The organism is Neobacillus sp. NPDC093127 (assembly GCF_044754175.1).
Lineage (GTDB): Bacteria > Bacillota > Bacilli > Bacillales > Cytobacillaceae > Neobacillus.
The window spans coordinates 26,674-40,440 of the sequence record NZ_JBIVOP010000023.1; the positions used below are offsets into that span (position 1 = coordinate 26,674).

The 13,767-nt window shown below is 36.2% G+C and carries 13 protein-coding genes and 3 pseudogenes; 3 read left to right on the plus strand and 13 right to left on the minus strand.

Annotated features, from left to right (window positions below):
- Positions 1-129 precede the first annotated feature (129 nt).
- The 7 genes and pseudogenes from ACIQCO_RS23385 to ACIQCO_RS23415 all read right to left on the minus strand — a co-directional run bounded on the left by ACIQCO_RS23385 (position 130) and on the right by ACIQCO_RS23415 (position 6,222).
- Entirely contained in the window at positions 130-1,224 is a 1,095-nt protein-coding gene (locus tag ACIQCO_RS23385) for an L-dopachrome tautomerase-related protein (protein WP_400433430.1), read from the minus strand.
- A gap of 236 nt (positions 1,225-1,460) precedes the next feature.
- Positions 1,461-1,587: pseudogene (locus ACIQCO_RS23390) on the minus strand (L-dopachrome tautomerase-related protein); the annotation flags it as partial.
- Positions 1,588-1,589: 2 nt separating this feature from the next.
- Positions 1,590-1,847, minus strand: a pseudogene (locus ACIQCO_RS23395) (hypothetical protein); the annotation flags it as partial.
- Complete coding sequence (locus ACIQCO_RS23400; protein WP_400433433.1) at positions 1,838-2,077, minus strand: hypothetical protein; 240 nt, start codon at positions 2,075-2,077, stop codon at positions 1,838-1,840. The gene ACIQCO_RS23400 and the pseudogene ACIQCO_RS23395, both read right to left, overlap by 10 nt.
- A 20-nt stretch (positions 2,078-2,097) precedes the next feature.
- Positions 2,098-3,231, minus strand: a complete 1,134-nt coding sequence (locus ACIQCO_RS23405) for a Ger(x)C family spore germination protein (RefSeq protein ID WP_400433436.1) — start codon at positions 3,229-3,231, stop codon at positions 2,098-2,100.
- Between the two features lie 63 nt (positions 3,232-3,294).
- Positions 3,295-4,833: a spore germination protein gene (locus tag ACIQCO_RS23410; protein WP_400433439.1), complete on the minus strand. Its 1,539-nt coding sequence runs from the start codon at positions 4,831-4,833 to the stop codon at positions 3,295-3,297.
- A gap of 135 nt (positions 4,834-4,968) precedes the next feature.
- The gene (locus tag ACIQCO_RS23415; protein WP_400433442.1) at positions 4,969-6,222 is read right to left on the minus strand and encodes a GerAB/ArcD/ProY family transporter; all 1,254 of its coding nucleotides are present in this window, start codon (positions 6,220-6,222) and stop codon (positions 4,969-4,971) included.
- Between the two features lie 319 nt (positions 6,223-6,541).
- Here ACIQCO_RS23415 and ACIQCO_RS23420 point away from each other — a divergent pair, with 319 nt between their 5' ends.
- Entirely contained in the window at positions 6,542-7,510 is a 969-nt protein-coding gene (locus ACIQCO_RS23420; RefSeq protein WP_400433445.1) for an LCP family protein, read from the plus strand.
- Between the two features lie 176 nt (positions 7,511-7,686).
- Here ACIQCO_RS23420 and cdiI read toward each other — a convergent pair whose 3' ends face one another.
- The 5 genes and pseudogenes from cdiI to ACIQCO_RS23445 all read right to left on the minus strand — a co-directional run bounded on the left by cdiI (position 7,687) and on the right by ACIQCO_RS23445 (position 12,093).
- A complete protein-coding gene (cdiI, locus tag ACIQCO_RS23425) occupies positions 7,687-8,049 on the minus strand; it encodes a ribonuclease toxin immunity protein CdiI (RefSeq protein WP_400433448.1) in 363 nt (120 codons plus the stop codon).
- Positions 8,050-8,071: 22 nt separating this feature from the next.
- The gene (locus ACIQCO_RS23430; RefSeq protein ID WP_400433451.1) at positions 8,072-10,105 is read right to left on the minus strand and encodes an EndoU domain-containing protein; all 2,034 of its coding nucleotides are present in this window, start codon (positions 10,103-10,105) and stop codon (positions 8,072-8,074) included.
- A 325-nt stretch (positions 10,106-10,430) separates the two neighbouring features.
- Entirely contained in the window at positions 10,431-10,832 is a 402-nt protein-coding gene (locus ACIQCO_RS23435; RefSeq protein ID WP_400433454.1) for a YjgB family protein, read from the minus strand.
- Between the two features lie 11 nt (positions 10,833-10,843).
- Positions 10,844-11,148, minus strand: a pseudogene (locus tag ACIQCO_RS23440) (DNA alkylation repair protein); the annotation flags it as partial.
- Between the two features lie 78 nt (positions 11,149-11,226).
- Positions 11,227-12,093 carry a mechanosensitive ion channel family protein gene (locus tag ACIQCO_RS23445; protein ID WP_400433540.1) on the minus strand — a complete coding sequence of 289 codons (867 nt, stop codon included), beginning with the start codon at positions 12,091-12,093 and terminating at the stop codon, positions 11,227-11,229.
- 469 nt (positions 12,094-12,562) lie between these two features.
- Here ACIQCO_RS23445 and ACIQCO_RS23450 point away from each other — a divergent pair, with 469 nt between their 5' ends.
- Complete coding sequence (locus tag ACIQCO_RS23450) at positions 12,563-13,024, plus strand: LytTR family DNA-binding domain-containing protein (protein ID WP_400433457.1); 462 nt, start codon at positions 12,563-12,565, stop codon at positions 13,022-13,024.
- Positions 13,021-13,260 carry a DUF3021 family protein gene (locus ACIQCO_RS23455; RefSeq protein WP_400433460.1) on the plus strand — a complete coding sequence of 80 codons (240 nt, stop codon included), beginning with the start codon at positions 13,021-13,023 and terminating at the stop codon, positions 13,258-13,260. Before ACIQCO_RS23450 ends, ACIQCO_RS23455 begins: the two co-directional genes overlap by 4 nt.
- Before the next feature lie 246 nt (positions 13,261-13,506).
- On the opposite strand, the gene ACIQCO_RS23460 is transcribed toward ACIQCO_RS23455, so the two are convergent.
- Positions 13,507-13,734 carry a hypothetical protein gene (locus tag ACIQCO_RS23460; protein WP_400433463.1) on the minus strand — a complete coding sequence of 76 codons (228 nt, stop codon included), beginning with the start codon at positions 13,732-13,734 and terminating at the stop codon, positions 13,507-13,509.
- Positions 13,735-13,767 lie beyond the last annotated feature (33 nt).

Here is a 13,767-nt window from a genome sequence, read left to right on the forward strand (position 1 = left end):
ACTCACCATATAAACTGTTCCTATTAAACCATTTTGAGTTTATTTAGCGGAAGTAAATAAAGTTGATACTTCTTGCATACTCGTGTTTGTTTTACCCTGTATAATTAAAACAATTAATTGACTGTTTTATTAAAAGGTAGGAGCAGGTAATTCATCAATTTTGATACGAAGTAAACTATAAGGTTTTTGTCGTAGGTCTTTTCCAAAATGAAATCTTGCTTGCCGATGTAATTGGTTCACAATGACATATAAATATTGATCCAGACCAATCGAAAAAGTATCCGCCCATAAAATTCTCGGATCATGTGCGATTGTTTCCATTGTGCCATCCGGCAATATCTTTCGAATACTGTTGTTTTCATAGTCTCCAGCATAAACAGTTCCTTTTGCGTCGGTGATCATACCATCAGAAGCCCCTTTTTCCCCCCAATACTCAACATGATATAGTAAGTCCGTGTCCGGTATATTTCTGTCTCTTAGGGCTTCTGTTGAGATTGAGAACAGATGACGACTGCTTAGTGGACAAAAAAATAAAACCTTTCCATCGGGAGAAATGGCTATACCATCAGAAGCCAATCTAAATGGAGAAGTTGAACCATCTTTGTTTCGATTCATCAAAATTTGACCTTCTACTTTCGGTAAAAAATAGGGATCGGGTGAAGTTGATTTTGCTCCATTTAACCGTCTAAACGCAATTCCACTTTCTAAATCTACTACTATAATAGCTCCTGGTCCTTTAGAAGAAGAATCCGTGATATATGCATAACCTGCTTCTCCAACACGAAAATCAAATCGGACATCATTCAGATAAGTTGTGGGCAGGACAACATCTTCTGTAAAGGTATATACTTTTCTTATTGTATTGGTTTTTAAATCAACAGCGACTAATTTTGCCCCCCCTTTAATAGGGTCAGAAAAATTTGGTGCAGCAGTATCTAATACCCAAAGTGTACCCCTTCCATCAGCAACTACACTTTGGACACTAATAAATGACATTGTGACGTTCCCTTGGTTTACCAAATTGGTTTCTAAACTAGGATAAGGCTGCAATTTATCCTCAATAATTTCAGCCACCGTAAATTTAACATCGTCTCCCCATTTCGGAAAGCAAATGAAAATACGACCAGTTTCCGAAACACTAACACCTGTAGGCATAGCGCCGTAAAATGCATAAACTTGTTCTAACTTACCGAAATATTTTTCAATAGGTAGCATAGGTTTCATGATATCCTCCTCAAGCATTTAAACGGGATATCTCCTATATATGATTTATATTTTTTCTAGTGCATGTTTCTTAATAAGTTTTTCTATACGAATAGATGATTGAATTGATTGTTTTCGAAATTTAATAAGTCTGTCAGAAGAAAGGAAACATTTTAATTTAAAGGTCTCCAGATGAAGTAGAATTCAATTAGCGGGCAGCAAAGTTCAATATTCCCGAATCAACGTCAAGCTGTTATAAATAAATCATCATTTAGATAAGTTGTTGGTAGAACAACATCTTCTTTAAAGGTATATACTTTTATTATTGGATTGGTTTTTTAAATCAAAAGCGACAAATCCCCCCCAATTAATAGGTTCTAAAAATTATGTTGTTTACTGCCTCGAACAGATACATCTCCTGACCGAATATGATTTCGTAATTCAGTTAATGCTGCCATTTCATAATAATGACGATTAATACTTCCATCATCGTCGTATACATGTTTCTGCCACCGATTAGAGACAAAACCAAGAGGAGCTCCTTCTGGAACCTTCCGTTTAGCGGAATCATTCATATTTTTAATAATATCTAGTGCTTCCATCAATGACTTGGCTGATTGGGTAGATTGAAATTCTAGTGATTGATATTATATTTAAGCATCTTCCCTAGCGGGAAAAAGAGGGAACTAATCATTTGAGTTGGACCCGGAATTTCTGGAAAGTAAAGAAGTAAGATAGCAAGTAGCAAGCTTATTGCTGTTAAGGTCACAAGTATTCTTTTTTCTTTTTTTTGATTAGGATATAACTTCCGCCATTCAAGTAAGAGGATCAGAAAAACTAATATGGATATTCCTATAAGCTCAAATATCTTCATTTATTTGCTCCTTTTTCATTTCACTCCAAAGTAGTGGTCGACAACCCAAGCTCGAGTACATGTACCTTAACTTTCGTTTCTACATAGATATCTGGAAGAACAACTTCCCAGTGATCTTTTACTTTTTCCCATTCTTTTGGGTATTTACGATGAAAAGCAGTAGCAAATCCAAAGGAATCCACCTTCATTCCATCTTTTACCTTATTAAGGGCTTTCTCTATGGAATTAGAAACGTCTTTTTCTATATAATTTTCTACTCTTTTTGTATTTTTCTTACTCATAATATTTATTTTGCTTCCATTTTGAACAATCATCCCTTCCTTTGATATATATATAGTGATACTCCATTTTCCTTTTTCAATTTTTGGAATCAGCTTTGTCTTTGTTCTTTTCAGATGTAGTGAAATGGTTTGCCCTTTTTTGGGATACCCTGTTATTTCAGGTAATTCATTTTGATTTCTCACCCATAATAATCCTTTTGATTCAACTTCATTAATCCTCCCAATCATTTTACCTCTCATAAAAATAGCTGTGCCACCAATGATGGGAGAGACATTCATTTTCCTATCATCCTTATTTTGATGCTTGATTTTAATTAGCGGTAATATTGCACCTCCTCCTTCACTTGTAACCATCAGTTCAAAATCTTTCAATGTAATATTTGCGCCAACATGCATTTCCGACATCTTTCGAAGCACATCTCCTACATATTTTTCTAATGAAGGTGATAGCTGTAAAATGTCAGATGCCTTTCCATCACTGACATATAAACGAGAGTCCTCGCGAGGCTCTGGGTGACGGTCTATGAAGTCAATTTGTCTTTCGAGGTTCCCTATTTCAGAGAGGGATTGGCCAAAGATATATGTTTTACAATGTCCCCAAAAAAGTCTGCGTGAATATTCCCGTTGAAGATTGGATGCAGCATCAGCCATGTTTGTTCCAACAGCTGATTTGATCTCTACTTTGGCCTTACCAGAACCACTTTGTGATTGAGGAATGAAGACTTGAACAGTTAATTTAATTTTATTATTTTTTTCTTTATCGATGGCTGCTCCTACTATGATGGCTAATTGATTTAGTTCCTTATTATCCCAGCAACCAGTTAGCAAAAGACACTGTGAAAGAACAAGTAAGAAGGCAAGAATAGCTTTCATTATTCGAAACAAAGTATCATTCATTCTTTCAAGTCCCTTCCTTTAAATTCCAGAAAGTTTAATCTACTTTTTTGGTTTTGGTTGCTGATTGGGAGCCTGTCTGTACTTATTAAATCTTCCAGTTAAATGTGGTCGTGTATTTAACATCCACCAAGGAGAACGTATAAAAGCATCCTTCATTTCTCTTCCTATTGTTGGGGCTATTGGTGAAAGATATGGAACACCGAAAGAGCGTAATTTACATAAATGGATGGCTATCGCAATAAAACCAAGCACTAATCCATGTAGCCCCATCGTTCCAGCAAGCATCATGATGGGAAAGCGAATCAATCTTAAAGCAGTTCCTTCTGAGTAGCGAGGAACCATAAAAGAAGCAATGCCTGTAATCGCCACAACAATTACCATGAGAGGAGAAACAAGTCCTGCTTGAACAGCAGCTTCCCCGATAACTAATGCCCCTACAATGCTTACTGCAGCTCCGACTTGTTTAGGTAGACGGAGCCCTGCTTCACGAAGCGCTTCGAAAACAATCTCCATTATTAATGCCTCTATCAAAGCCGTAAATGGGACACTTTCCCGTAACGATGCCATACTTAATAGCAAGGTTGTAGGTACCATCTCCTGATGGAAGCTGGAAACTGCGACATAGAGCGAAGGTAAGAATACAGAAATTAACATAAAGAAAAGACGCATTATTCTTATAACAGAACTAATCAAATACCGTTGGTAATAGTCATCAGGTGCCTGAAAAAAAGAAAATAAGCTTACAGGAGCAATTAGAACAAAAGGAGTACCATCTACTAATATGACGACACGTCCTTCCAATAGGTTAGCTGAGGCGACATCTGGTCGTTCCGTATCAAGTAACTGCGGAAACGGTGAAAAAACATTATCCTCTATCAATTCCTCGATATATCCGCTTTCCAAAACACTGTCGATTTCGACTTTCTGTAGTCGGTTTTGAACCTCATCTATTAATGACTGATTAGCAATTCCCTCTATATAAGCAATGATTATACTTGTATTAGAATAACTCCCGATATTCATTTTTTTCATTTTAAGGTTGGGACTTCTGATTTTTCGCCGAAGCATGGAAATATTGACTCCCAAAGTTTCCACAAATCCTTCTCTTGGTCCCCGGATTACGCTTTCGGATTCAGGTTCTTTAATGGACCTTTTTTCCCATTTGGCTAGTCCTAAAGCCGCTCCTTGTTCCTCATGTTCCATTAAAAGGATGGGGTTTCCATTAGAAATATTCATTATACAATCATCATATGTCTTGACAACTCGTATATTTGATAATTGTATCTTTTCACATGTATCTTGAAGGTTAATCGATTTATCAATTGTTTTAGACATTAAAGGAGCAAGGACGCTAGAATCTATTTGTTCTGTATCAGATAAGCCCTCAATATATACAAGGAGGGCTTTTGTTTTTCCAGCAATTAAAAAAGGATGATAGATTACATCGATGCAACCCATATAAATGGATTTTAGAATTTGAAGATTTTTATCCAACTCTGATGACAGAGGAAGATTTCGGTTACTCCTTCCTTCATCAGGAAGTTGTTTTTGAGGACGTTTTTTTAAAATTCGAAACAAGTTGAACAAGTCCTTTCTGTTAGCGAATTTCCTATTTACTAAAACATCATTTTTATTAGACTGATTGATTTTCGATCAAAAAGATCAAACGGAAAAGGAAGGGCCTGACATAAAATGTTTGAAAAACAACCTTTTCTAATAATTTGATATACGTGGTGGCTCTTTCTTTATAGTATTTCTTGTCCGTATCTTAGCAATAATCAATAATATTGTTGGTAGAACAGTTAACATAAATGGAACATAAAACGGGAAGATGAACTTTGAAAATTCAAACTGTTCCTGTAAATTAGCGAATTCCCAAATAGCAAATAGTGATATTAATAAACCGAGTGGTAAAACGATTGGCTTGAAGTCTGAAAGGTTCAACCATTGTGCGGTACCCAAAACTAATGCATAATAGAAGACTGTAATTTTGATATACGCACCTAAAATCCAAATAGTGATAATTCCCGCTTCTAAATGTTCAAAAAAATCAGAAAGACTGATAATCCGTACAGCCTTGAAAACAGGAAAAGTGAACCTAGCAGTCATCTCTCCAAATAAGAAAGTAGTCAGCAAATTTAAAATAACAAGACTAAGCATAACCGCAAATACTGAGATAAAACTCCATTTCAATCCTTTTTCAGGATCTTTTAAAAAGGGGAGAAACATAGATATAAGGAATACCTCACTAAACCAAGCCTGCGGGGCAGCGGAACCTTGAAGCAAAGGTAACAAACCATGTTCCAAGATCGGTAGAACATTCTTAGGATCCAAGTCTTTAAGAAGCATGATTGTAAATATCGGTATAGGGAGAATGAAAATAGGAACGAATAGTTGGGAAGCTCTCCCCAGGACCTCTACTCCTCCAGTTATAGCGAGGGATGCCATAATAACAACGCTTCCTATAATTGCAATCATTGGAGTTTTTGGTAAAAGGGAAATTCCAATGAAAAAAGAATACTCTTTTAAAATGAACCCACACATATACAAGAAAAAGAACAGGTAGAATAATCCAAGTATTTTACTTAGAAAGGGCCCAATAATATGTTTACTATATTGAATAAGTGATTCATTTGGATACATCTTATGTAATTTAAAAAGGACATAAGCAGTAAAAAATCCATTTAAGGAACCTAAAATGGGTGCTGCCCAACTATCGCGTCCCACATATTGACCTGTAATTTCTGGAACCATTAGAACAGCTGTGGCGTAAATCGTTGGATATATCATCAGTGCCATTTGATAGGCTGTAATCTTCCCTTTATCGTACATAATTCTTACCTCTTTATTTATTTTTATATAGTATCTCTTTAAAAAAATAAAAAATGCAGGCTGTAAAAAACTAATTAGATGAAAATAACAAGTCGCTGCAATTGCTGTAAAAAATGATTTATTCGTAAAGAACAAAAAAGAGTAGAGGAGTATAAATAATACATACTTCTCTACTCATGAAGGGGAAAGTTCTCCACTAGTTACCATTCATTTATTAAGACGACTTTTCCAATTGCCTTGTTAGATTCCAGTAAATTATGTGCTTCACTTACTTGATCAGATAAATGACAGCAAAAGATGACTATGTAATCAAAAATTCAGGAAAATGTAATCTGATATTAAATAGGATGAAACCTAAGTATGGGATAATCACTAATTCAGAGGGGGAATAGAAAACCCCTTCTCCATTTTTATGATAAACTGGAAAGATTATTCTGCAGAGGTGATGTAAGATTTGACACGATCAAAAAAGAATAGCAAACGAGTTAGATGGAAGAGAGTTTTTGGCGCCTTACTTCTTTTAAGTATTCTTCTAGTTGGTCTTTTTCAACTATTTCAGTACATTGGAGGAACAATAAAAGCTGTCACCCCGCCACTTAAAAAGGTGGAAGGAAAACAACCATTTCACGGGGAGAAAAATAAACTAGATGCAGTCAATGTTCTATTATTAGGAAATGACTCTCGAGGAGAAAAACAAGCTCGAACGGATACAATCATGGTCGCACATTATGATCCGCAAACCCATAAAATAAAGCTTATCTCGCTTATGCGTGATATGTTGGTCTCTGTACCAGATCATGGCCAGCAAAAATTAAATGCTGCATATTCATTTGGAGGTCCTGAATTACTAAGAGAGACGATTAAAGAAAGTTTCGGGCTCGATATTCATTCTTATGCGATGGTAGACTTTAAAGGATTCGAAAAAGCAGTCGATCTCCTTGTACCAAATGGCATTGAAGTAGATGTACCCTATGAGATGTCTTATGGTATAGATACGACGATAGAAAAAGGGAGACAACAACTGCATGGGAAAGAGTTGTTAGGTTATGTCCGCTTTCGTCATGATCGTTTAAGTGACTTCGGACGAATTCAAAGACAGCAAGAAGTGGTTTCAAAATTAACAGATGAAGCTGTAAATCTACATAGTATTGTAAAACTCCCTAAGCTTTTAGGTATCATAAATAAATATATCGATACAAATATGGATGGTTCCACCCTTTTGACGATTGGAAAAGATATGTTATCGAAGAAAAGTAGAGATATAGAAACCATACGCATCCCTGAAGATGGCAGTTTTGAAAATAAACGGGATGAAGAGCTTGGTGATGTATTAGAAGTGGACTTCGAGCAAAATATAGAGGCTTTAAATAATTTTATAGAAGAAAAAAATGTGGCTCAAAATGAAGAACAAGAGATTAAATAAGTTTACAGATAACGCTAGGATTTGTTCGTCCTAGCGTTTAATGCCTTAGTGCCGGTTCGTTAGGTAATAGTAGCATCACTACTCTGTTCACTATTGAAAAAGTCGTCCTAATGTAAGGGCTTTTCGGACAGAATTAATAATGCATAAAAAAAAACCTTGAAAGGCAATTAAGCTAATCAAGGTTCTTGTATCTTAAATCTTTCTCTAATCCTTTTCAATTGTTCTTCTACTGCTGATTTATCTTGGGGATGATTTTCAAGATAACTAGCACAATCTTCTTTTAAATATCGATAGAAGGTTGGGTAATCTAAAATTATTTCTTCATCCTCCTCTACTGCAGGCCGATCAAAATAATAGGCTATTCCTTCTTTACCAAAATAATCTTCTTCCCACTTTTCATAATAGTCGGCAAACACAAACCTCGCATATTCGGTACCATATCCTTCACCGTTCGCATAACTACTTAAGATTCTTAAAAATTTGCCGTCTCCCATATGGTGATAGAAGTATTTTATCAATTTTCTATTCTTATCTTCCACGATGCTTCCAACTCCTTAATTATTAATCTAGGGTAGGGAAGAAATTAGTTATTTTTCCTGTATCATCAACAAAACCTTGAAATTTTAGTCCGTTAGAGGAACGTCCTGAAATATTTCTCCCAACGACTGTACCTTTTTTCATAGCTTCTTCTCCCCATTTTAATATCTGTTCGTCTGATATGATGTTAGGATCGTAAACTGTCTTTGGATGTGTAACCTTCTTAAACTCACCAGGTAGTGTTTTTCCCGCCATGTCTTGTTTAGGTAAGCGATATTCTATTTCATACACCCCGTCGATGGATGGGTGTTTTCTTTTTGAAATAATACAGTCATCTAAATCCCAGCGTCTCTCTTTAAATGCCTTTTCGAAATTATTGAGATTATGTCCTCCAACTACCCCCTTCCCTTTTTTCCTTACAATGTCTTCTACTTCCACTAAATGTTTTTCATATCCCGGTTTAAAATTTCTTTTCTTTCTAATGAACGACTTCAAGATTTTTTTTATAAATGGTTTTATTTTTGGTAAAAGTGAGTCACTTAGCTTTACAAGGCCTTTCCCAAAAGGAATTCGTCTTAATAATACACCAACTCCAAGTGCTAAAACCGTTTCCGGTGACAGAAGTTTTTTAGGATTGCGGATGATGTCTGCAATCTGCTTGCCATCTGCTGCAATTCCGATTCCAGTCGATACGGCGCCTATTGCCGACCAGAATCCTAATAACGGAAACATTAAAGCAAAAGCACCCAGTACAACCAACCCTTTTTCCGAAGTGGACAAACCATTCCACCAGTTTTGGAGATTATCAAATAAACAGGCAAAACAAGCCTCAGGGCCATTGGCTGTAACACCCCAGTTAGACAGAAAAATAGTTGTGAATAATGCTACAAACACAACGATTAATGCTTTGTAGTATTTCTGAACATTTGCTTCTAAGCCTGGTAAAAGCTCCCTGGCTTCTGTTTTACCGTGTAACAAAGTAAATCCTAGTTCTCTCCGTTCTCGATAAAATAGTAGCAAGTATCCAAAACGCTGTCTTTCCTCAAAAACACAGCTAAATAGATTCCACATTTCCGAAATAGGATTGATTATGGTTTCCCCTACCAGCATGGGAATCTTCTCTCGTACTCGGTTCAATTCCCAATAATCGATGATTAATGCAGCACCAATCATCATTAAAAATAAAGGTTTTGCCGCATAGCCGCTTCCTAATACATCATGAATTCCGGTTAACCATTTCGGAGCCCGGTAACTGGCATTCCATATAGCGTGATCAAAAATGGCCCAAACCAAAAGGATGGTAGGAAAAATATAAGTAGGCCGCGTTAATTTATGTTTAAACCTTACTGCCAGACCGATTCCTAAAGCTACCATAGCAGTTAGCAACGGATGTCCAGCAGTCATTTTGTCAGGCAAAAAGCCCTTCTCAAAGTATCCAGGAAATAGTGTGAATAAATCCCAATGGATCACTTTCCCTTCAAATAATGTCACACCATAATCGAAAATACCTCGAGAAACTAATCGACGAGTGGTTTCCTCTAAAAATTGAAAACCTGCCCCCGTTGCCGCCCCAATAAGGGCATAATCGCCTAAACTCAATGTGGAAGCACGTCGTGATAAAAATAGATAAGCTCCAAGAGGGATCAGTTTTAACACTTCTTCAGCAATTGGGGTTAAAAATGCTTGACTCCATATATCTTGTTCCACCCCACCGAAAATAGCCGTAATGGCACTGACAATAAACGAAGTCAATGGTACGATGAGCCATGCCCCCGCCATAAAGAAATAAGTATATTTCTTCCAAGATAAAGTTTTGCTGCGGCAGAGCAGCCAAAATTGCAAAAGGACGTAAAATGACCACAAAAACTGGACGAACATTTTTCTGGAGTCTTCCAAAAAAATTAAACTAAGTACAAAGGCACATAGCGATATCCAAGAAAAAATCGTATAGACCCGTAATATGAATGGATGTGCCCGAACCCACTCACTCCAAACATGAAAGATCGACTCGAGCTTCTGCCTTAAGCTTACTCTAAATTTTTCAACATGACTCGTCATATTGCACCACTCCGATGCATTATTTTTTCATTCCAGCATTATGTAAATAAAATTTATGATGATCACCGCAGCTTACAGTTTCATACTATACCCCAACTCACTGATAATTTGAATAGGTCAAATTTTCCAAATATTATTAACTACAGTGTCGTTATTCCTATGCCATGATCAAAGAAAAGTACATAAAACAAAATGGTTTATTATGCTTTTGAAGCGTAAAAAAAGAGCGTGTTTTGAAAAAAATTTGATCAAAACACACTCTAAATATATTTAATTGAAATATTCTTTTATAAAAAAGTTTATTACCTTAACGTTATTATTTCTATCATCCTGCCATTTGATTTTTTGCATCTGCCGGACAAAAGACTGATATATGGTCGATGGTAGATTTTGAACCTACGAATTTTAATTGGTATTTCTCATTCACGTTATACACCCAAATTTTGTCCGCCCCATTGTTGTGAACTTCATTTGGTTTGCCGAGTACTGCCTTTACCTCATCAAAAGTTATTTGTTGAATCTCTGTTAAATAAGAGCGGACATCAAAAATTTGTTCTCCCTTATTCACCCCGAATACAATTCCATGACTGGTATACGTGAAATATCGGTTTCCTGCAGCAAAATCTTGTTGATCCGCTTTTCCCCACTTTGAAATTACCTGATCAATAACCGTTGTATCGACAGGAAAACTACAGTTTTTGACCGTTCCAACTTTCGCAAGTGACACTATTTCGTGTATCAATGTCGCATTTTTATTAACGACCGTGTTTTGTTGTGGATTTGATTGATTATTGGCAGGATTTTTTTGCTCATTGCCTTGGAGGTCTCGATTGCCTTTTCATGGAGCGGCAAATAGGAAATCCCCACGGTGAATACAAAATTATTCAGAGCGGATTTCGTTCGTTCTGGCGATTCATGAATCGTATTTGACACACTATCAAGTATATTGGAAATCTTGCTTTCTGAAAATTCAATGTCTAGCCGAATCCCTAAAAGCCAACAGTAGCAACTTAGTCCGCTGACATTCTCAGCTCTTCACCACTTTGGACTTGGGACGTTGCTCGTGGTTTTTAGTGAGGATAAACTGGCCACAAGAACCGTCCCTAGGACTCAGACTTACATTAAGAAGTGCCTTGTTCAGATTGGAATAATACATTAGACACTGCCATTAAAACTAGGTTCTTATGTAAAACCGACATCAACTCAAACCTAACATTCCTTGAGGTTTCAAAGAAATTCTCCGGTTTTACAAGAGCAACCATACAAAATTCATAACCAACATATCGTAGGTTTGGATTTAAGTCAGTTATGCCATAATACCTAAAATCTTGTTCAGGAGTGCCATCTTCACCTCTTAGCAGAGATTCACCATACTTTTCATTGCAAATTTTGCATATCTCCTCTAGCAACCGCTTAATTCTTTCCGGCTCTTCTTGATAACTTACCGCTACTCGTTCTATTACCCTCATTTTACCCTTATTAAAATTCTCGATTGTTCTAATCTCTCCATGTGGGATTGTTAGAAGTTTCCCTGACCATTCTCGAATTTGCATAAATCGGATTCCTATTCCTTCTACTGTACCTGAATTAACACCATTAAATGTAACAAAGTCGCCCACTCGAAATTCTTTATCAGATATCCTAGTAAAACCTAATAGAACATCTTTTAATATTTGCTGTGCTGCAAAGCCTAAAATGATGCCCATTATTCCTGCACCCGCGAGGATGCCTTTTATATCAATGAATTGTCCAATAATGTATATGATTAGAATGATTGCAATCAAATATTTTAAAGTAGAGTGAATTACACCTTGTATAGTTTTAGAATCTTCTTTGGAAAATAGGTGTGATTTTATTAAAAACCAAGTAGTGGTTCTATTTACAAGAAAAGAAATTGTCATTAACAACAACACCATTAACACAAGCCGTAAAAATAAAAAACCCTTAATTGAATCAACGAGATTTTCTGTATAGGTTAATACATTCAAACCTTTCACCTCGGTTTTTTCCTTGCAGCAGGCAAGAAAAATTTTATTTCAAATACTTTTATTTAATATTATGTGGAATGAATAGGTAAAAATGTATAATTTCAATGGATACAAGATCGTCCCTGCCACAAGAACCATCCCTATAGACTCCGTTAATTGCGTGGTATGGACTCCTTGACTCAATGCGGATCGGTATTGGAAATTATGAAAGTCCTATTTTACCATGGGACGGTCCCATTGTGGTTTTCGCTAATCGGAGCACGCACTTCCTTCCGTGTAAGTTACCAACTATTTTCCTCATGTTACCCTTCATTTTTTGTCACTTACTTGAATAATACAGACTTGTTAGGAATATCAACATACAATTTGATTAGAAGGTTAATGAGAGGAGTGAATGAAAAGAACATTTATTGACAGACATCGAGTGCTCTAACGATTATAATTTTAGGTGAAAAGAGGTGTCTGAAATTTGAAACTTTTCCTAAACATCGATAAAGCATTTAAAGATACGAAGATTACCATTGAAGGCCCTGCGTTAGATGACAATATTCAGGAACTAATTGACTTCATTCACCGAAGGGAGCAACAACAATTCCTGATTGCCAAAAAAGGTGATATGCAACATATTCTTAAACCAGTGGATATCCACTATTTTCATACAGAAAAAGAACATGTTGTTGCCGTAACTGAGACGGATTCGTTTATTTTAAAAGAGAAGTTATATGAGCTTGAGGCCCTGATTCCTTCTAAAAAATTTATCCGCCTATCTAATTCGGTTATCGCCAATTTAAATGAATTGAGCCGTTTTGAAGCGTCATTCAATGGTACACTTTGCGTATATTTCAAATCTGGAAAGAAAGAGTATGTGTCTCTTACCTATGTCCCTGTGATAAAAGATGCTCTAAAATTAAATAGGAGGAAATCAGAATGAAGACATTTACACTTCGCAGTTTTATCGGTATGTTCTTTGGAGGCTTCATTGCGGTGCTTTACACCAATGCAATAATCCTTTTCGGCGGTTTCGAAATGATAGATGGAAGCTTATTTGTTAAGAACTCCATAGGTTCTATTTTCTGCGGTTGGTTTTTTACAGTAAGTTCTATGTACTATGAAAACAGAAATTTAAAACTTTCTCAGCAGACTATTTTCCATTTTTTACCGTCATGATCCTATACTTTATCGTGGCCATTACGGTTGGATGGATTCCATAAACTATAAAAAGTATTTTGTTAACACTCTTAATCTCCATCGACAGTTTTACAATCTTTTGGATTGCATTTTACCTTTACTTCAAAAATCAAGCCCGGAGATTAAATGATGATTTAAAGAAACTATGAGGAATGCCATAGGGAAGGTTCTAGTGGGTTTTTACTGTGGATATCCTGGCCACAAGAACCATCCCTATGGACCCCCTTACATTCCCGTTCTATACTTCTTTTCACTTGAAGATGTATCTTTTGAATCGTGCTTCGCTTTTTCTTCAAGTTGTTCTTCTTTTAAATCCTCTACTGGTATGGGGTCAACTGTTTGCTCACTCTTAAATTTATCAAATAAGCTTTCATTCTCAGTTGGATATTGTTCAGGGTTGTCCATCTTCCCTTGGAAATGATGAAAATCCGGTTTTCTTTTATTTTTTTCCATATCCTCTCACCTCGATATTTCCAATACCCTATT

Coding starts and splice junctions, on each gene's coding strand:
- ACIQCO_RS23385 (WP_400433430.1), bottom strand. CDS start 1,224: ATGAAACCTATGCTACCTATTGAAAAATATTTCGGTAAGTTAGAACAA.
- ACIQCO_RS23460 (WP_400433463.1), bottom strand. CDS start 13,734: ATGGAAAAAAATAAAAGAAAACCGGATTTTCATCATTTCCAAGGGAAG.
- ACIQCO_RS23400 (WP_400433433.1), bottom strand. CDS start 2,077: ATGAAGATATTTGAGCTTATAGGAATATCCATATTAGTTTTTCTGATC.
- ACIQCO_RS23405 (WP_400433436.1), bottom strand. CDS start 3,231: ATGAAAGCTATTCTTGCCTTCTTACTTGTTCTTTCACAGTGTCTTTTG.
- ACIQCO_RS23430 (WP_400433451.1), bottom strand. CDS start 10,105: ATGACGAGTCATGTTGAAAAATTTAGAGTAAGCTTAAGGCAGAAGCTC.
- ACIQCO_RS23455 (WP_400433460.1), top strand. CDS start 13,021: ATGAAGACATTTACACTTCGCAGTTTTATCGGTATGTTCTTTGGAGGC.